This is a genomic window from Pseudomonas sp. PDNC002 (assembly GCF_016919445.1).
Taxonomy (GTDB): domain Bacteria; phylum Pseudomonadota; class Gammaproteobacteria; order Pseudomonadales; family Pseudomonadaceae; genus Pseudomonas.
Window position 1 is genome coordinate 3,535,864 of the sequence record NZ_CP070356.1, and the last position, 16,166, is coordinate 3,552,029.

Below are 16,166 nucleotides of genomic sequence, written 5' to 3' on the forward strand. Positions count from 1 at the left end.
CGCACCTCACCGCCGAACGACCGGCTCGGCCTTCACCAGGGCGAAGGTGACGGGGTGGAAATACAGCTCGACGCGGTGGCTCAGTGGATTGAAGCCGTAGATCTCATAGCAATTGCCGGGCGTGACGCGGAACTTGGTGATGCGATAGCCCTGCTGCTTCATTGCCGAGCGGAACGCGGATTCCTGCTTCCAGGTGGATTTGTCGGCGCGGGTACATTGTGTGTCCGCGTGGACGAGAGGGGCGCTGCCTAGCGCAATGAGGGACAACCAGAGCTTCCACATGAGGCTTACCCGGACCGATCGAGGGCGCCAAGTTAGGAAGCCAAATGTGAATAAAATGTTAAATATAACAAGCAGTTACACTGATTTCACGCTGGCTTCCGGCAGCCTTTCCGGCTGCATTCCGGTCAGCGTAACGGTTGATTGAAAGCCACGCCAAATCGCTTTTGATGACTTTCTGTTTCGTCGCTGCGGTACAGCGCGGGCAGGTGTCGCGCCCTGGCATGTCGAGGGGGAACGGCCAGGGCGATGGAGCATCAGACGATGCCCCGGAAGGCAGTTCAGGCCGGGACGCCGAGGATGACGTGGGATGCCTTGATCACGGCGGTGGCTTGCGCACCGGGTACCAGGCCCAGCTCGTGGACGGCGTCGCGGGTCACGATCGAGTAGACCTTGGTGCCACCGGCCAACTCGATCACCACTTCCGCGTTGACCGCGCCGTCCGCCACACTGACGACCTTGCCGGTCAGGCAGTTGCGCGCGGACAGGCGAATGCCGCCGGCATCGGTCATCAGCATCACCCAGGGCGCCTTGACCAGCGCGACGGCCTCGACACCGACCGCCAGCTTCAAGCTGTCGACGCTTTCCATGGTGACGACCGCGACCAGGGTTTCACCGCCGGCGAGTTCCAGCACGACCTCGCTGTTCACCGCGCCGGGGCGCAACTCGCGGACTTTCCCGTTGAAGACGTTACGTGCACTGACTTTCATTCCTGTACCTCGGTTAGGTGGAAAACCTGACCAGAGCATCAAGAAACGCTATGTAATTGCTACTACGACGATTGGTCAGGCCTTGATGTAGACCCACGCCTGCAATCCGGATTGCAGGCGCACGCTGACACGGTGGTAATCGGCGACTTCATAGGCGTCCGCTGCCAGCAGTTCGTCCGCGGTGATCTGGAAGACGGTGCCGGCAACCCGATCGCTATCCACCCCGCTGGGTTGAACGATGGGATGGTGGGTCTTGCCGCTGGTGGCCAGTACGGCGGGATCGGTGATTTCCACCCAGTCCTCTCGAAAGCCCACCAGGGCATCGGCATGACCCTGCAACTCGCGGCCGAAGCTGGCCAGCTGCACGGCCTTGTCCTGCAGGGTGCCGTAGGAGAACAGCAGTACGGTGTCGCTCATCGTGGCTTGGCTCCCGGTCAGGCCAGCAGGTCTTCATAGAAGGCGCCGTAGGCTTTGCTCGGGTGGGCGATCTGGATCTCCAGGATCCACAGCCCACCATTGGGGTGTTCGGCGTAGTCGCCCAGATCGCCCGCGCGGTAGATGGCGTGGGGGAAGTCGCTGACCCGGTGGCCCTTGATGTCGAGATTGAGTACCCAGCCCATCGCTTCGGCTTCCGCCCGGGCGAAATCGTACAGCTCGACGCCGCTGCAGCCGGTGCTGCGCCAGCGGGCTTCGACACGCTCGAACAGGGACTTCGCCGCCGCCGCGCAGGCCGTCATTTCAGGGTCGTCACCCATCACGAAGGTGGCGCCGGCGTCGCCTTCATGACCGCGCCAGACTACGCCCATGTCGATGAAGAAGATGTCGTGCTCGCCCAGCAGCGGATTGCCGTCCGAGCGTTGCTTGAAAGTCTTCAGGGTATTGGCGCCGAAGCGGATCAGCAACGGGTGCCAGATACGTTCCATCCCCAGGTCGGTCAGTACCTGCTTGCCAATGGCGACGGCTTCCAGCTCGCTCATTCCAGGGCGGATCGCGGCGGCGATCGCGTCCACGGCTTCCCAGGTTCGGGCCTGGGCGTACTGCATCGATTCCAGCGCGTAACTCGCGCCGACGGCTTCCTTGGCGTACACGGCAGTATTCATTGGGCACTCTCTGCGAAGTGGCTCATCGGGTCGAACTTTCGGCATATAGAGTTCTACATAGCGATGGGCGAACGCAACCCGTATCGCAGCGGCGTCGCCGGCATATGGCATCGCAGGGGAAGCCCCGCCGGTGCGCGGCGGGGCGGATACGCCTCAGGCAGCGTGTTCCTTCTCGCGCCCGGCGCGAACGTCGAAGGCGCCACCGGTGAGCACGCCGTCCACGGTCACGCGGCCCTTGCCGGGCAGCAGCGGAAACACCAGTTCGGCGAAGCGATAGGCCTCTTCCAGGTGCGGATAGCCGGAGAGCACGAAGCTGTCCACGCCCAACGCGGCGTATTCCAGCAGGCGGGCGGCGACGGTTTCCGCATCGCCCACCAGCGCGGTACCGGCGCCGCCGCGCACCAGGCCGACCCCGGCCCAGAGGTTAGGCGCGACTTCCAGTTTGTTGCGGTCACCGCCATGCAGCGCGGCCATGCGTTGCTGGCCGACGGAATCCATCTTCGCGTAGTTGGTCTGCGCGGCGGCGATGGTGGCGTCGTCGAGGTGGCTGATGAGTTCGTCCGCGGCGGCCCAGGCCTTTTCATTCGTCTCGCGGACGATCACATGCAGGCGCACACCGAAGCGCACGGTGCGGCCCTGGCGGGCGGCGCGTTCGCGCACGTCGGCGATCTTCTCGGCGACCGCCGCCGGTGGCTCGCCCCAGGTCAGGTAGGCGTCGACGTGCTTGGCCGCCAGCTCGTGGGCGGCCGGCGAGGAACCGCCGAAGTACAGCGGCGGATAGGGCTTCTGGACGGGCGGGAAGAAATTCTGTGCGCCGTTCACCTTCAGGTGTTCGCCGTCGAAGTCCACCGTTTCGCCGGACAGCAGGCGGCGCCAGATGCTGAGGAATTCATCGGATGCCGCGTAGCGCTGGTCGTGGCTGAGGAATACGCCATCGGCTTCCAGTTCGGTGCTGTCGCCGCCGGGAACGACGTTGAGCAGCAGGCGGCCGCCGCTGGCCTGGTCCAGGGACGCGGCCTGGCGCGCCGAGGCGGTGGGGTTGCCCAGTGACGTACGCAGCGCCACCAGCAGCTTGATGCGCTGGGTCACCGGCACCAGGCTGGCGGCGGTGACCCACGGATCGAGGCAACTGCTGCCAGTGGGAATCAGCAGGCCGTCGTAGCCGAGCTGGTCGGCGGCCACGGCGATCTGCCGCATGTACTCGTTGGTCGCCGGGCGGCCGCTGCTGGAGTGGCCCAGGTAGCGGGTGTCGCCGGAAGTCGGCAGGAACCAGAAAATATCCAGACTCATGGGGTGTCCTCATTGCCATCGTCGAAATTGGGGCGGTGCCCCGTCGGTGCACGCGTGGCAAGTTCTCATTGGAATTCGGGCCCGGCGGCCGGCGTCGTTTCCGCAAGGGAGGGAGGAGGGCGGCTGCGCGGCGGGTCCTGGCGGTCAGCAATCGCTGTGCCAGCGATGCACGCCGCGTGCGCCTGCAGGGAAAGGCGAGGAAGTGTTGCTGGTCCAGCAGTGCTGTTGATTCGATGTTGCTGCAGCAACAGTGCGCTACATGCGAAAAAGGCATTAGGTTATGCCTTCCGGCGATTTGTCCTGTGCTGTGCGACCGATCAGGATAGGCAACCGTGATTGTTTTTCCCGAATTCAAAGGAACACAGCAAGCCATGAACGACGCCAACCGACTGAACGAAAATGTCCCGGTGAACTGGCAACTGGCGCAGATCGTCGAGGACCTGCGCGGTGCCCGCAACGAGTGGCGTAGCCGCACCGGCCGTCATCCGGAACAGGGTGGCCGCGAGCTGCCGTCGCGTCAGTCCATCGAGGAAGTGGTGGAGCGACTGGCCAGCGCGCTGTTCCCCATGCGCCTGGGTCCCAACGACCTGCGCGAAGAGAGCGAGGACTTCTTCGTCGGCCACACCCTGGACGCCGCCCTGAATGCGCTGCTGGTGCAGGCGCGTCTGGAGCTGCGCTACAGCGCTCGGCAACGCGGCGATGTGGTGGACGGGCGGATCGATGAGCACGCCGTGGTGCTGATTCGCGACTTCGCCCGCGCGCTTCCGCAAATGCGCAAGTTGCTCGATGCCGACGTACTCGCGGCCTTCCAGGGCGACCCCGCGGCACGCAGCGTCGACGAAGTGCTGCTGTGCTATCCGGGCGTCGTGGCGATCATTCACCACCGCCTCGCGCACCATCTCTACAACGCCGGCCTCCCACTGTTGGCGCGGATGATTTCGGAGCTGGCGCATTCCGCCACCGGCATCGACATTCACCCCGGCGCACAGATCGGCAGCAGCTTCTTCATCGACCACGGCACCGGCGTGGTCATCGGCGAAACCGCGATCATCGGCAAGCAGGTGCGCATCTACCAGGCGGTGACCCTGGGTGCCAAGCGCTTCACCGCCGACGAGACCGGCCAACTGCACAAGGGCGAACCGCGCCACCCGATCGTCGAGGACGAAGTGGTGATCTATGCCGGCGCCACCATTCTCGGTCGCGTGACCATCGGCAAGGGCTCGACCATTGGCGGCAACGTCTGGCTGACCCGCAGCGTGCCGCCGGGCAGCCAGGTAAGCCAGGCCAGCCTGCAGCACGACGAAAGCCGCTGCGGCAAGGACTGACCGACAGGCTGAGCGGAGCGGGGAGTTGACAGCTCCCACGCTCCTTCAGCAGTATCTGTCGGACTTTTCCTGCATCGGAACTTCCATGTTCTCCATCCACGACCACGCGCTTTCCGCTTCGGGCCTTCTTGCCCGGGCTTGCGTGTGCGTGGCCGTTGCCAAGAAATCCAAGAAACAGTCGCTCATTTGACCGGGGCGCTGTCCCGTCAGATGGGCTGACAGGACACAAGGCGCAAGGTCGAAACCTCCCCCCGCTTGAATCCCGCACCCTCCCTGACGGCGACCCGACGGTCAGCCACAAGGAGTTTTTTGCATGTCCAGTTTTCGCGGTATCTGGGTGGCGCTGGCCACTCCCTTCCGTTCCGGGGAAATCGATTTCGCCGCGCTGCAAGGCCTGGTGAGCAAGCTGCTGGAAGATGGCGTCGCCGGATTCGTGGTCTGCGGCACCACCGGCGAGGCGGCTGCATTGAGCCATGACGAGCAGCTCGCGGTGCTCGACGCCGTGCTCCAATGGGTGCCGCCACGGCAGGTGATCATGGGCCTGGCCGGCAACAACCTGCGCGAGCTGCTGGCCTTCCAGCAGGATGTCCAGCGTCGCCCGCTGGCCGGTGTGCTGGTGCCCGCGCCGTACTACATCCGTCCTTCGCAGCAAGGCCTGGAAGCGTTCTTCCAGACGGTGGCGGATGCGTCCAGCGTGCCGCTGGTGCTCTACGACATTCCCTACCGCACCGGCGTGCGCATCGAGCGCGAGACCCTGCGGCGCATCGTCCGTCACCCGAACATCGCGGCGATCAAGGATTGCGGCGGCGATGTGGAAACCACCCTGGCGCTGATCGCCGATGGCACCGTCGAAGTGCTCACCGGCGAGGACCTGCAGATTTTCGCCAACCTCTGCCTGGGCGGCGCCGGGGCGATCTCCGCCTCGGCCCATGTGCGCGCCGATCTCTACGTGCGGATGCAGCGGGAAATGGAGGCCAATGACGTCAACGCGGCGCGACGTACCTTCCAGCGTCTGCTGCCGTGGATGCAGGCGGCCTTCGCCGAACCGAATCCGGCGGCGGTGAAAGGCGCGCTGGCAGTGCAGGGATTGATCGCCAACGAGCTGCGCGAGCCGATGCAGGCGTGTTCGGCGGCTACCCTGGAGCGCCTGCACAAGGTGCTTGCCGACCTGGAGGCGTGCGACTAGGCGTCGCCTCGGGTCGTGGATGGCGCAGGATGGTTTAGGATCACGCCGACACGACCCGCCAGGAGGCAACCATGGGTATTCGCGGAAACGATCGGCAGATCGACAACATCGAGTTCAACGTCGGCGATATCGAACGCAGCAAGGCCTTTTATGGCAGCGCCTTCGGCTGGACCTTCACCGACTACGGCCCGACCTACACGGAGTTCAGCGATGGCCGCCTCAGCGGCGGCTTCACCACCGGTGAGCCGGTCCGCCCCGGCGGCCCGCTGGTGATCCTCTATGCCGAGAACCTGGAGCAGGTCCAGGCCCGGCTGGCAGCGCTTGGCGCCACGATCAGCCGCGCCACCTTCGCGTTCCCCGGCGGCCGGCGCTTCCATTTCATCGATCCGGATGGCTACGAGCTGGCGGTGTGGTCGGCGGATTGATCCCGATGCTGGGCGCGCACCTGTTCGAGGTAGCGCCGCACCACCGGTGATTTCTCGAAGCGCCGGTGCAGCAGCGACAACCAGGAGCGCGGCGCGCAGTCGGCGATAGGGCGATAGTTCACCTGCGGCAGTTGTACCCGGCGCACCACCGACGCTGGGACGATGGCGATGCCGCGGCCGAGCGAGACCAGCGCGATCACCGCTACCAGGCTGCCCGGTTGCTGGCCGAGGCGGGGGGAGAAGCCGCCGGCGCTGGCGACCTCCAGCGTGCCGGATATCTGCTCCGGGAGAATGAAGGTTTCATCGGCCAGGCGTACCGCGCGAATCTCCGCCAGTTCGTTGAGGCGCGAGGCGGCGGGCAGGGCGAGGACGAAGCCTTCTTCCTGCAGCGCAATGGCGTCCAGCTCCTCCGGCAGGTTCATGGGCGAGCGCACATAAGCGAGGTCGAGTACGCCGTCGCGGACTTGAGCCGGCAACTGCGCCATGGGGACTTCGCGGGCGTCCAGCTCCACCACCGGCAAGGCCTGGGTGAAATTGGCGACGTGCTGCTGCAGCACGCCGGAATAGGCGGCCGAAGCGACGTAACCCAGGCGCAGGCGCCCGGTCTCGCCGCGCCCGGCACGCTGGGCGCCGAGTTGTGCGGCATCGAACTGGCGCACGGCGAGCTCGGCTTCGGCGAGCAGGGCCTCGCCTGCCGCGGTCAGACGCACCTCGCGCTGGCTGCGCTGGAACAGCAGCACGCCCAGCTCCTTCTCCATGTCCTGGATCTGCCGGCTGAGCGTTGGCGGGGCGATGCCCAGCTGCTCCGCCGCGCGGGTGAAATGGCCGTGGCGGGCGACGCTGAGGAAGTAGCGGAAATGACGGATTTCCATGTTCGTTAGTCGCAGGCTAATGACGGAGGTCGCCGTGGCTAACAAGCCCGGCGCGCGTGGGCGTTACCGTGGAGGCAACACTACAAGGCCGGCGCGGCCAGGGCAAAACCTGGTGCGTGGGTCACTGCTGGAAGCCTTGCCATGTCCGACCGAGCCATGCCCGACCGTCCCTCCGCACGCTTCACCCTGCTGACCGCCTCGGCGGTGTGCGCGCTGATCATCCTCGACACCAATATCGTCGCCGTCTCGCTGCCGAGCATCGCCCGCGACCTGTCCGGCTCCTTCGCCGACATCGAGTGGGTGGTCAGCGCCTACCTGCTGGCCTTCGCCGCCTGCCTGCTACCCGCTGGCAGCCTGGCCGATCGCTTCGGCCGGCGGCGCATGCTGCTGCTCGGGCTGGTGCTGTTCGGCGCGGCCTCGCTGGCCTGCGGGGCGGCGCCGAGTCTGTTGTTCCTCGATATCGCCCGCGCCGCCAAGGGCGTCGGCGCGGCCCTGCTGCTGACGTCGGCGCTGGCCGCCATCGGCCACCGTTTCCACGAGCCCGAAGAGCGCCTGCGCGCCTGGGCCTTCTGGGGCGCGTGCATGGGCGCCACCATCACCTTCGCGCCGCTGCTGGGCGGGGTGATCTCCGCCACGCTCGGCTGGCGCTGGATCTTCTACCTGAACCTGCCGCTGGTGGCGCTGCTCGGGAGCATGGCGCTGCGCAGCATCGAGGAGTCCCGCGACAGCGCCGCCGCGCGCCTCGACCCGCTGGGTAGCCTTACCTTCGCCGGTGGCCTGGGTTACCTGATCTGGGCGTTGATCGACGCCAATCGCGTCGGTTGGGACAGCCCACCGACCCTGGCGCGCCTGCTGCTCAGCGCTCTGTTGCTGGGACTGTTCGTGCTGGTGGAACGCAGCCAGACGCGGCCGATGATCGATCTGCGGCTGATGCGCAGCGGTCGCTTCATCGGCGCCTTGCTCGGCATGTTCGCCTACGCCGCCTGCGCCCAGGTGATGATGACGCTGCTGCCGCTGTACCTGCAGAACGGCCTGCAACTCTCGGCCGTCGCGGCCGGTGCTGGGATGCTGCCTTTCGCCGTGGCCATGTTGCTGACCCCGCGCCTGGGTATGCGTCTGAGCGGCCGTTTCAGTTCGGCGCAGGTATTCGCTCTCGGGCTGGTGCTGGTCGGCGCGGGCAACCTGCTCTGTGCGCTGGCGGCCGGGCAGGGCGGCTACCCGGCCTTCGCCCTGGCCAGCCTGGTGCTGGGCGCCGGGGCGGGGCTGCTCAACGGCGATACGCAGAAGAACATCATGGCCTGCGTCCCCCGCGACCGCACCGGCATGGCCTCGGGCCTGAGCACCACCACGCGCTTCGCCGCCATCGTGCTGGCCATCGGCATTCTCGGTGGCGTGCTGTCCGCCCGTAGCAGCCAGTTGCTGCGCGATAGCCTCGCGACCCTGGCGCCCGCGCAACTGGACAAGGCGTCGGAGATGGCCACCCGTGCCGCCGCTGGCGATATCGCCGCGGCCCTGTCGGTGCTCGATCCGGGGCTGCGCGATGCCCTGGCGCCGGTGCTGCGTCAGGCCTTCATCGGCGGCTTCGAAGCCGTGTTGTTGGCAGCCGGGATCGCGGCCCTGCTGTTTGCCATGCTGGTCGGCGCCCTGCTGGGTAGGCCTTTGCCCGAGCATGCTCCCGCGCCAACGGCGGCGTCTTGAAACGGCCGTTTGTCCGTTGCCCGCCTCCGGGGCAGTGGTAGTCGGAACCCACGCTCGCCGCGCCAGGTCAGCAATCAGGGGAGTGCGCATTCCGCGCCAGCCCGGAGCCGTTCAGAGACGATCAGGCCAGGCACTGGCCGAGGGGATTTCCGCAATGCAGCAGACAGCCGCGCCGGCGTTCATGGCGCCCAGTGAATACAAAACTTCCGCAGGGATTTCCGTGCTGATGTCGCCGCGTTACATCTGTCCCGGCAAAGTGGCCGAGGTGGTACTTTCCCTCGCCGGAGTACCGGCCAGTGTGTCGCCGCTGGACGTCGTGATCGGCCCCTGGGACTCCGACGAGGCCGCGGTCGAAGCGTCCCACGATGCGGCGGAACGCTGGGTCGAGCGGCTCGACAGCGGCGCCTGAGGCAGCGCCTTCGGCACCCGGCGTGATACTCAGCGGTAACGCTGGCGGTCGGCCTCGCTGATCGGCCGGATGACCCGCGCCGGGTTGCCGGCCGCCAGCACGCCTGCGGGGATGTCGCGCACTACCACGGCACCGGCGCCGATCACACTGTTCGCGCCGATGCTCACACCCGGAAGGATATTCACCCCCGCACCGATCCAGACGTTGTCGCCGATGCTGACCGGGTGGGCGTACTCCAGCCCCTGGTTGCGTCGCTCGGCGTCCAGCGGATGGCCGGCGGTGTAGATGCCGACGTTGGGGGCGATGAACACGTCGTTACCGATGCGTACCTTCGCGCCATCGAGGATCACCAGGTTGACGTTGGCGTAGAAACGTTCGCCGATTTCGATGTTGAAGCCATAGTCGCAATGCAGCGGACCTTCGATCACGAAACCGTCGCCAAGCCGCGCGAACAGTCCCCTGAGGATCGCTTCGCGTCGTTCCCGGTCGTCCGGATGGCTGTGGTTGAACTCGAAGAGTTTCGCCTTGGCCTCGGCGCGTTGGCGCAGCACCTGCGGGTCGTGGTTGGCGTCGTAGAGCAGGCCGGCGGCGGCCTTTTCCAGCTCGTTCATCAAGGTTGATTCCTGGCGGCGTTGAAGGCGTTCGACGCGCTCGCGAACGCCCCGGTTCCCTTTGCGAAAAATGCCATGCGGGGCTCTGCATCGGGAGGTCGATGCGGGGTGCTTGAGGTTTGTAGTGAATGCTACAAAAAATACGTATTGAAAGTTTCTGAAGCACATTATACAAATGTTGTCACAACAAGAGGCGCACGCATGCTCACACTCAAAGATCGCCTGAACACCCCTGAAGTCGAGCTCACCAAGGCCGAGCGCAAAGTCCTGCGCGCCTTGCTCGACGACTACCCGCGCAGCGGCCTCGGGCCGATGTCGCGCCTCGCGCGCCAGGCCGGCGTCAGCGATCCGAGCATCCTGCGGCTGGTGAAGAAGCTCGGCTTCAGCGGCTACAGCGACTTCCAGAACGCGCTGATGGCCGAGGTGGATGACCGCCTGCGTTCGCCGCGCACCCTGCTCGCCGGGCGCCGCGAAGGCATGAGCCGCGACGACGTCTGGTCCAATTATCTGAGTGACGCCAGCGAAGGCATCCAGCGCACCCTGGCCCTCACCCAGGCCGACGACGTGCGCCTGCTCGGTGACTGGCTGCTCGATCCCAAGCTGCGCGTCCTCTGCCACGGCGGGCGCTTCAGCCGCTTCGTCGCCGGCTACCTGGTGGCGCACCTGCGCATGCTGCGCAGCGGCTGCCTGCTGCTGGACGATGGCGCCGCGCTGCCCGACCAGTTGGGCGACATCGACCGCCAGACGCTGGTGGTGGTGTTCGACTACCGCCGCTACCAGGCCCAGGCGCTGGGCGTGACCCGCGCGGCCAAGGCCCGTGGCGCACGCGTGGTGCTGTTCACCGATATCTACGACTCGCCGCTGCGCGAGTTCGCCGACCTGATCATCAGCGCCCCGGTGGAATCCCCGTCGCCCTTCGACACCCTGGTGCCGACCATGGCCCAGGTCGAAGCGCTGATCGCCAGCCTGGTAGCGCGCATGGACGGCCAGCTCGACGAACGCCTGGAAGGCATCGACCACCTGAGAGCTGCCTTCGGCAGCCACATCCTTGAGGAATGACCGTGTTCAGCTTGCCCCACCACTCGCCCCGTGACCTGCCGTTCACCCCCGGCCAGACCGCCATCCTGTTCGTCGACATGCAGAACGCCTGGGTCATTCCCGGCCGCGATGCCCATGTCGACCCGCAGACGCACCGCTACTTCTACGAGCGCGTCGAGGCGAGCGTGATACCCAACCAGCAGCGCCTGCTGGCGGCCATGCGCGAGGTGGGCGGGGAAGTGCTGCACACTATTATCGAAAGCCTCACCGCCGATGGCCGTGATCGTTCGCTGGACCACAAGCTCTCCGACATGCACCTGCCCAAGGGTAGCCCGGACGCCCAGGTCATCGATGCCCTGGCGCCGCGGGAAAACGAGATCGTCCTGCCTAAAACGTCCTCGGGCGTCTTCAACTCCACCGCCATCGACTACGTGCTGCGCAACCTCAACACCCGCCACCTGATCATCTGCGGCGTGGTCACCGACCAGTGCGTGGACATGGCCGTGCGCGACGCCGCCGACCGTGGCTACCTCGTCACCCTGGTGGAAGACGCCTGCGCCACCCACACCGCCGAACGCCACCAGGCCTGCCTGGAAGCGATCAAGGGTTACTGCTGGATCGCCGACATCGACAGCGTGCTGGCCCGCATCGCCGCGCTGGCCTGAGGCCGGGAGAACGCCATGAGTCAGAACAATAACAATCCCGCTCCGATGCGCCTGACCAGCTTCGTCACCACCGACCTCTGCGGCATCACCCGCGGCCGCTCGCTTCCCGAGTCGGAAGTCGCCGAGCAACTGGCCACCGGCTGCGGCTGGGTGCCCGCCAACAGCGCGCTGACGCCGCAGGACATCATTGCCGACGACAACCCCTGGGGCAGCCATGGCGACCTGCGCCTGCTGCCCGACCCGAGCAGCCGGGTGCGCCTGGAAAACGGCCCCGATTCCCAGGCCGCGCCGCTGGATTACCTGCACGGCGACCTGGTGACCACCACCGGCGCGCCCTGGCCGGTCTGCCCTCGCACCCTGTTGCGCGAAGAAATCGCCCGTTACCGCGAGCTGGACCTGCAGGTCACCGCCGCCTTCGAACACGAATTCAACCTGCTCGGCCTGCCCGATGAGCATGCTGCCGCCTTCTCCCTGCAGGCGCAGCGGCAGACCGGAAACTTCGGCGGTTGGCTGATGAGCGCGCTGGAGCAGATCGGCGCCGAGCCGGAAATGTTCCTGCCCGAGTACGGCCGCAACCAGTACGAAGTCACCTGCCGGCCGACCCAGGGCGTTGCTGCTGCGGACCGCGCGGTGAACGTCCGCGAAGTCACCCGTGAGATCGCCCGCCAGTTCGGCTGGCGCAGCAGCTTCACGCCGCTGCTGGCGCCCGGCGCCGTGACCAACGGCGTACACCTGCACCTGAGCCTGCAACGCCTGGATGGCACTCCGGTGTTCTACGACGAGGCCGCGCCGACCAACCTGTCCAAGCTCGCCGAGCACTGGGCCGCCGGCGTATTGCGCCACCTGCCGGCACTGTGCGCGTTGACCGCGCCGACGGCGGTGTCCTACCTGCGGCTGAAACCGCACCACTGGAGTGCCGCCTACGCCTGCCTCGGCCTGCGCAACCGCGAAGCGGCGCTGCGCATCTGCCCGGTGGTGGAGATCGGCGGCAAGCCCAAGGCCCGCCAGTTCAACCTGGAATTCCGCCCCATGGACGCCACCGCCAGCCCGCACCTGGCCATGGCCGCGGTGCTGATCGCCGGGCGACTGGGCATGCAGCAGGAGCTGCCGCTGTCGGCGGTCACCGATGTCGACCCGCATAGCCTCAGCGATGCCCAGCGCGAGGAACTGGGCATCAAGTCCCTGCCCGGTTCGCTGGAGGAGGCCCAGCGCCTGCTGCTGGCCGATAGCGAACTGTGCGCCCAGCTGCCGCCGGCCCTGCTGCAGACCTACGTCGCCATGAAGCGCCAGGAACTGGCCCTGACCCGCGAACTCAGCGAAGAACAACTCTGTGAATCCTATGCAAAGTTCTACTGAATCCGGCCTCTACCGGCGCCCGCCGTTCGAGATCGTCAACCCGCAGGGCAAGAGCCCGGTGCTGCTGGTCTGCGAACACGCCAGCCGCTACATCCCCGAGGAGCTGGCGCAACTGGGCCTGGACGACGCGGCGGCCGCCGAGCACATCGCCTGGGACATCGGCGCGCTGGAGCTGGCCCGCGAGCTGTCGGCGCGCCTGGACGCCACGCTGCTGGTGGCCAACTACTCGCGCCTGTTGATCGACCTCAACCGGCCGCTGTCCGCTCCGGATGCGATTCCCGAGCACAGCGAGATCTACCCGATTCCCGGCAACTGCAACCTGAGCGCAGCGGCCCGGCAGGAGAGGGTGGCGCGCCTGTTCGAGCCGTTCCACCAACAACTGACCGCGCTGCTCGACGAGCGCCTGGTCGCTGGCCGGCCGACTCGTCTGGTGGGCGTGCACAGCTTCACCCCGAGCTATCGCGGCGAGCCTCGCCCGTGGGTCGCCGGGGTGCTCTACGCCAAGGCCGAAGCCTATGCCCAGCGCATGGTGGCGGGGCTGCGGGAGAGCGGCGAAGAGATCGGCGCCAACCAGCCCTATGTGATCGATCCGTTGGAGGACATGACCGTCCCGGTACATGGCGACGAACGCGGCGTGGACGCCGTGCTGATCGAAATCCGCAATGACGGACTGCGGACCCCGCAAGGGGTGGAAGCCTGGGCTGTACGCCTGGCTCCCTGGCTCTGAGAGCCTGTTTACGACCTGCTGCGCGTCGGCCGTAGGGCGTTGAAAAGCGCCCTCAGATGCTCATTTACGGCTCGTGAACTCCGCTCTTCGGGCGCTTTTCGCCTACTACGGCTCTAGCTCGCGAGGTCGTAAGCAGGCTCTGAGGACCCAAGCCCGACCGGCCATTTGATGGTGAGCGTGCTGCAGCGGCCGGGCAGGTTCTGAAAACAACAACAATTCAGCGCATGAGCGCCGAACCCTTACAGCTGCCGTTCCCAGAGGAAGTGCCCCGTGGCTATCGAACAGTTCGGATACAAGCAACAACTCCGCCGCAGCCTGACGCTCGGCGACCTGGTGATCTACGGGATGATCTTCATGATCCCGATCGCGCCCTTCGGCGTGTACGGCTGGGTCCACGCGGACGCCCACGGCATGGTGCCGATGGCCTACCTGGTGGGCATGGTGGCGATGCTCTTCACCGCGCTGAGCTATGGCGCGATGTCCCGCGCGTTTCCCATCGCCGGCTCCGTGTACTCCTACGCCCAGCGCGGCATCCACCCCAACGTCGGCTTCATCGCCGGCTGGGTCCTGCTGCTGGACTACCTGCTGATCCCGCCGCTGCTCTACGTGTTCAGCGCGCTGGCGCTGAACCACCTGTTCCCGGCGATTCCCAAGCTTGCGTTCATGCTGATCTTCCTGGTGTCCGCCACGCTCATCAACCTGCGCGGCATCACCCTGGCGGCGCGCTTCAACCTGCTGTTCCTGATCGCCGAACTGGTGGTCCTGGCGATCTTCCTGGTCGTTGGCTACCAGGCGCTGCAGGGTGGCATGGGCAATGGCCGGCTGACCCTGGAGCCGCTGCTGCAACCGGAGCATTTCAACCTCGGCCTGGTGATGAAGGCGGTATCCATCGCGGTACTGTCGTTCCTCGGTTTCGACGCGATTTCCACCCTCGCCGAAGAGGTCAAGGGCGACCCGGCCAAGCAGATCGGCCGCGCCTCGCTGATCGCGCTGTTCGTCATGGGCGCCATCTTCATCGTGCAGACCTGGCTGGCCACCGACCTCGCTGCCGGCATGACCTTCAAGTCGGCGGACACCGCCTTCTACGAGATCGCCGAAGCAGCTGGCGGCAGCTGGCTGTCCACGCTGACCGCAGTGGCCACTGCGCTGGCCTGGGGCGTGACGGTGTCGATCACCTCTCAGGCCGCCGTCTCGCGCCTGCTGTACTCCATGGCCCGCGACGGCAAGCTGCCGCGCGTGCTGGCCAAGGTGCATCCGAAGTACCAGACCCCGCACATCAGCCTGTACCTGGTGGGCGTGCTATCGCTGGGCATCGGCATCTACTTCCTCGACTCGCCGGACGTGCTCACCTCGCTGGTCAACTTCGGCGCGCTGACCGGTTTCTGCCTGCTGCACATCGCGGTGATCAACCACTACTTCATCCGACAGAAGAGCGGCCGGGTGCTGCGCCACCTGGTGTTCCCGCTGGTGGGCCTGGTGATCATCGCCTACGTGCTGTTCAGCATGAGCCGCGAGGCGCAGGAACTGGGCGCGGGCTGGATCGCCATCGGCCTGGTGTACCTCGCGGTGCTCAGCCGGCGCGGCAACGGCAGCGAGCTGGCGCGGGAAATCTGACCGGGTGCGCCGTGCTGTCGCAGACGGTACGGCGCGCTTTGACAGAAGGCGGGGCGTGCCCCATAAAGATCCGGGTCGGTGGCGGGCAGTGTCCCCGCCGACTGCTTTCGCCGGGGCAGGGAAGCCGGCACGACTGACGAATCATTGCGAAGCATCATGAGCAGGAAAGATCAGGACAGCCCCTTCACCCTGGACCGCATCGACGAGGAGATCATCCGCATCCTCCGTCACCAGGGTCGCATCACCTACGGCAAACTGTCCGCCCTCGTGCACCTCACCCCGCGCCCCTGCCAGGAGCGCGTCCGCAAGCTGGAGCGACACGGCATCATCCGTGGCTACGGCGCCGTCATCGACGAGCAGAAGATTTCCGCCGGGCTCTCGCTGCTGGTACTGGTCGCACTGTCGAACCAGAGCGGCCGCAGCGCGCAGAAGGCCTTCGAGGCCCGCGTCATCGCTTGCCCGGAAGTGCTGCACTGCCAGCTGATCAGCGGGACCTTCGACTACAGCGTGCGCATGCGCTGCCGGGACATGGAGCACTACCGCGCGCTGACCGAAACCTGGCTGAACGACGAGAGCCTGCATATCGACAAGCTTGTCGCCCATCCCGAGCTGACGACCATCAAGGAATCCGCCAGCTAGCCCTCCGGCGCCCCCTCCGGCGGCGCCAGTTCCTTAGGTTTCCCGCCTGCAATATCGGCCTGTCGAAGGCTGCTAAACGCACAGCCGAATCGGCTGTCGCCGCTCGCCAATACAGCCGGATCGGCCGGCGCAGGCCCGTATAACAGCCGGGTTTTCCCCTCGGCGAGTGGGAAAATCGTCTTGCCCCTCTCTGACGTGCAGACCTGTTCCAGGGCCTCTGCA

Annotated in this window: 18 protein-coding genes; 11 read left to right on the forward strand and 7 right to left on the reverse strand. The window is 66.4% G+C overall.

The features are described 5' to 3' along the window. Positions 1-6 precede the first annotated feature (6 nt). The 5 genes from JVX91_RS16280 to ssuD all read right to left on the reverse strand — a co-directional run bounded on the left by JVX91_RS16280 (position 7) and on the right by ssuD (position 3,379). A complete protein-coding gene (locus tag JVX91_RS16280; protein WP_205335232.1) occupies positions 7-282 on the reverse strand; it encodes a PepSY domain-containing protein in 276 nt (91 codons plus the stop codon). Between the two features lie 278 nt (positions 283-560). Then, on the reverse strand, positions 561-989 hold the full coding sequence (locus JVX91_RS16285) for a TOBE domain-containing protein (RefSeq protein WP_205335233.1): 429 nt from the start codon (positions 987-989) through the stop codon (positions 561-563). A 75-nt stretch (positions 990-1,064) separates the two neighbouring features. Next, a complete protein-coding gene (locus tag JVX91_RS16290; RefSeq protein ID WP_205335234.1) occupies positions 1,065-1,406 on the reverse strand; it encodes a gamma-glutamylcyclotransferase family protein in 342 nt (113 codons plus the stop codon). A gap of 17 nt (positions 1,407-1,423) precedes the next feature. Continuing rightward, positions 1,424-2,089: a M24 family metallopeptidase gene (locus tag JVX91_RS16295; protein WP_205335235.1), complete on the reverse strand. Its 666-nt coding sequence runs from the start codon at positions 2,087-2,089 to the stop codon at positions 1,424-1,426. Between the two features lie 153 nt (positions 2,090-2,242). Then, a complete protein-coding gene (gene ssuD / locus JVX91_RS16300) occupies positions 2,243-3,379 on the reverse strand; it encodes an FMNH2-dependent alkanesulfonate monooxygenase (RefSeq protein WP_205335236.1) in 1,137 nt (378 codons plus the stop codon). A 371-nt stretch (positions 3,380-3,750) separates the two neighbouring features. On the opposite strand from ssuD, the gene epsC reads away from it, so the two are divergent. From epsC to JVX91_RS16315, 3 genes are all read left to right on the forward strand, one after another. Continuing rightward, the gene (gene epsC, locus JVX91_RS16305) at positions 3,751-4,704 is read left to right on the forward strand and encodes a serine O-acetyltransferase EpsC (protein ID WP_205335237.1); all 954 of its coding nucleotides are present in this window, start codon (positions 3,751-3,753) and stop codon (positions 4,702-4,704) included. A 313-nt stretch (positions 4,705-5,017) separates the two neighbouring features. Continuing rightward, positions 5,018-5,890: a 4-hydroxy-tetrahydrodipicolinate synthase gene (dapA, locus tag JVX91_RS16310; protein ID WP_205335238.1), complete on the forward strand. Its 873-nt coding sequence runs from the start codon at positions 5,018-5,020 to the stop codon at positions 5,888-5,890. 71 nt (positions 5,891-5,961) lie between these two features. After that, entirely contained in the window at positions 5,962-6,315 is a 354-nt protein-coding gene (locus JVX91_RS16315; protein WP_205335239.1) for a VOC family protein, read from the forward strand. Here JVX91_RS16315 and JVX91_RS16320 read toward each other — a convergent pair. Continuing rightward, positions 6,285-7,187, reverse strand: a complete 903-nt coding sequence (locus tag JVX91_RS16320; RefSeq protein ID WP_205335240.1) for a LysR family transcriptional regulator — start codon at positions 7,185-7,187, stop codon at positions 6,285-6,287. The two genes, JVX91_RS16315 and JVX91_RS16320, sit on opposite strands and share 31 nt — an antisense overlap. A 141-nt stretch (positions 7,188-7,328) precedes the next feature. Here JVX91_RS16320 and JVX91_RS16325 point away from each other — a divergent pair, with 141 nt between their 5' ends. Further along, positions 7,329-8,885 carry an MFS transporter gene (locus JVX91_RS16325; RefSeq protein WP_240201603.1) on the forward strand — a complete coding sequence of 519 codons (1,557 nt, stop codon included), beginning with the start codon at positions 7,329-7,331 and terminating at the stop codon, positions 8,883-8,885. Between the two features lie 154 nt (positions 8,886-9,039). Next, positions 9,040-9,294, forward strand: coding sequence for a hypothetical protein (locus JVX91_RS16330; RefSeq protein WP_205335241.1), 255 nt, complete (start codon positions 9,040-9,042; stop codon positions 9,292-9,294). 29 nt (positions 9,295-9,323) lie between these two features. Here the strand turns inward: JVX91_RS16330 and JVX91_RS16335 are convergent, their stop codons facing one another. After that, positions 9,324-9,905: a sugar O-acetyltransferase gene (locus JVX91_RS16335; protein ID WP_205335242.1), complete on the reverse strand. Its 582-nt coding sequence runs from the start codon at positions 9,903-9,905 to the stop codon at positions 9,324-9,326. Positions 9,906-10,106: 201 nt separating this feature from the next. Here JVX91_RS16335 and JVX91_RS16340 point away from each other — a divergent pair, with 201 nt between their 5' ends. From JVX91_RS16340 to JVX91_RS16365, 6 genes are all read left to right on the forward strand, one after another. Next, positions 10,107-10,964, forward strand: coding sequence for a MurR/RpiR family transcriptional regulator (locus JVX91_RS16340; protein ID WP_205335243.1), 858 nt, complete (start codon positions 10,107-10,109; stop codon positions 10,962-10,964). Positions 10,965-10,966: 2 nt separating this feature from the next. After that, positions 10,967-11,608, forward strand: coding sequence for an isochorismatase family cysteine hydrolase (locus JVX91_RS16345; protein WP_205335244.1), 642 nt, complete (start codon positions 10,967-10,969; stop codon positions 11,606-11,608). A 15-nt stretch (positions 11,609-11,623) separates the two neighbouring features. Then, a complete protein-coding gene (locus JVX91_RS16350; protein WP_205335245.1) occupies positions 11,624-12,964 on the forward strand; it encodes a glutamine synthetase family protein in 1,341 nt (446 codons plus the stop codon). Beyond that, on the forward strand, positions 12,948-13,691 hold the full coding sequence (locus JVX91_RS16355; RefSeq protein ID WP_205335246.1) for an N-formylglutamate amidohydrolase: 744 nt from the start codon (positions 12,948-12,950) through the stop codon (positions 13,689-13,691). Before JVX91_RS16350 ends, JVX91_RS16355 begins: the two co-directional genes overlap by 17 nt. A gap of 270 nt (positions 13,692-13,961) precedes the next feature. Next, entirely contained in the window at positions 13,962-15,305 is a 1,344-nt protein-coding gene (locus tag JVX91_RS16360) for an APC family permease (protein ID WP_205335247.1), read from the forward strand. Between the two features lie 156 nt (positions 15,306-15,461). Further along, positions 15,462-15,944 carry an Lrp/AsnC family transcriptional regulator gene (locus JVX91_RS16365; protein WP_024763763.1) on the forward strand — a complete coding sequence of 161 codons (483 nt, stop codon included), beginning with the start codon at positions 15,462-15,464 and terminating at the stop codon, positions 15,942-15,944. Positions 15,945-16,166 lie beyond the last annotated feature (222 nt).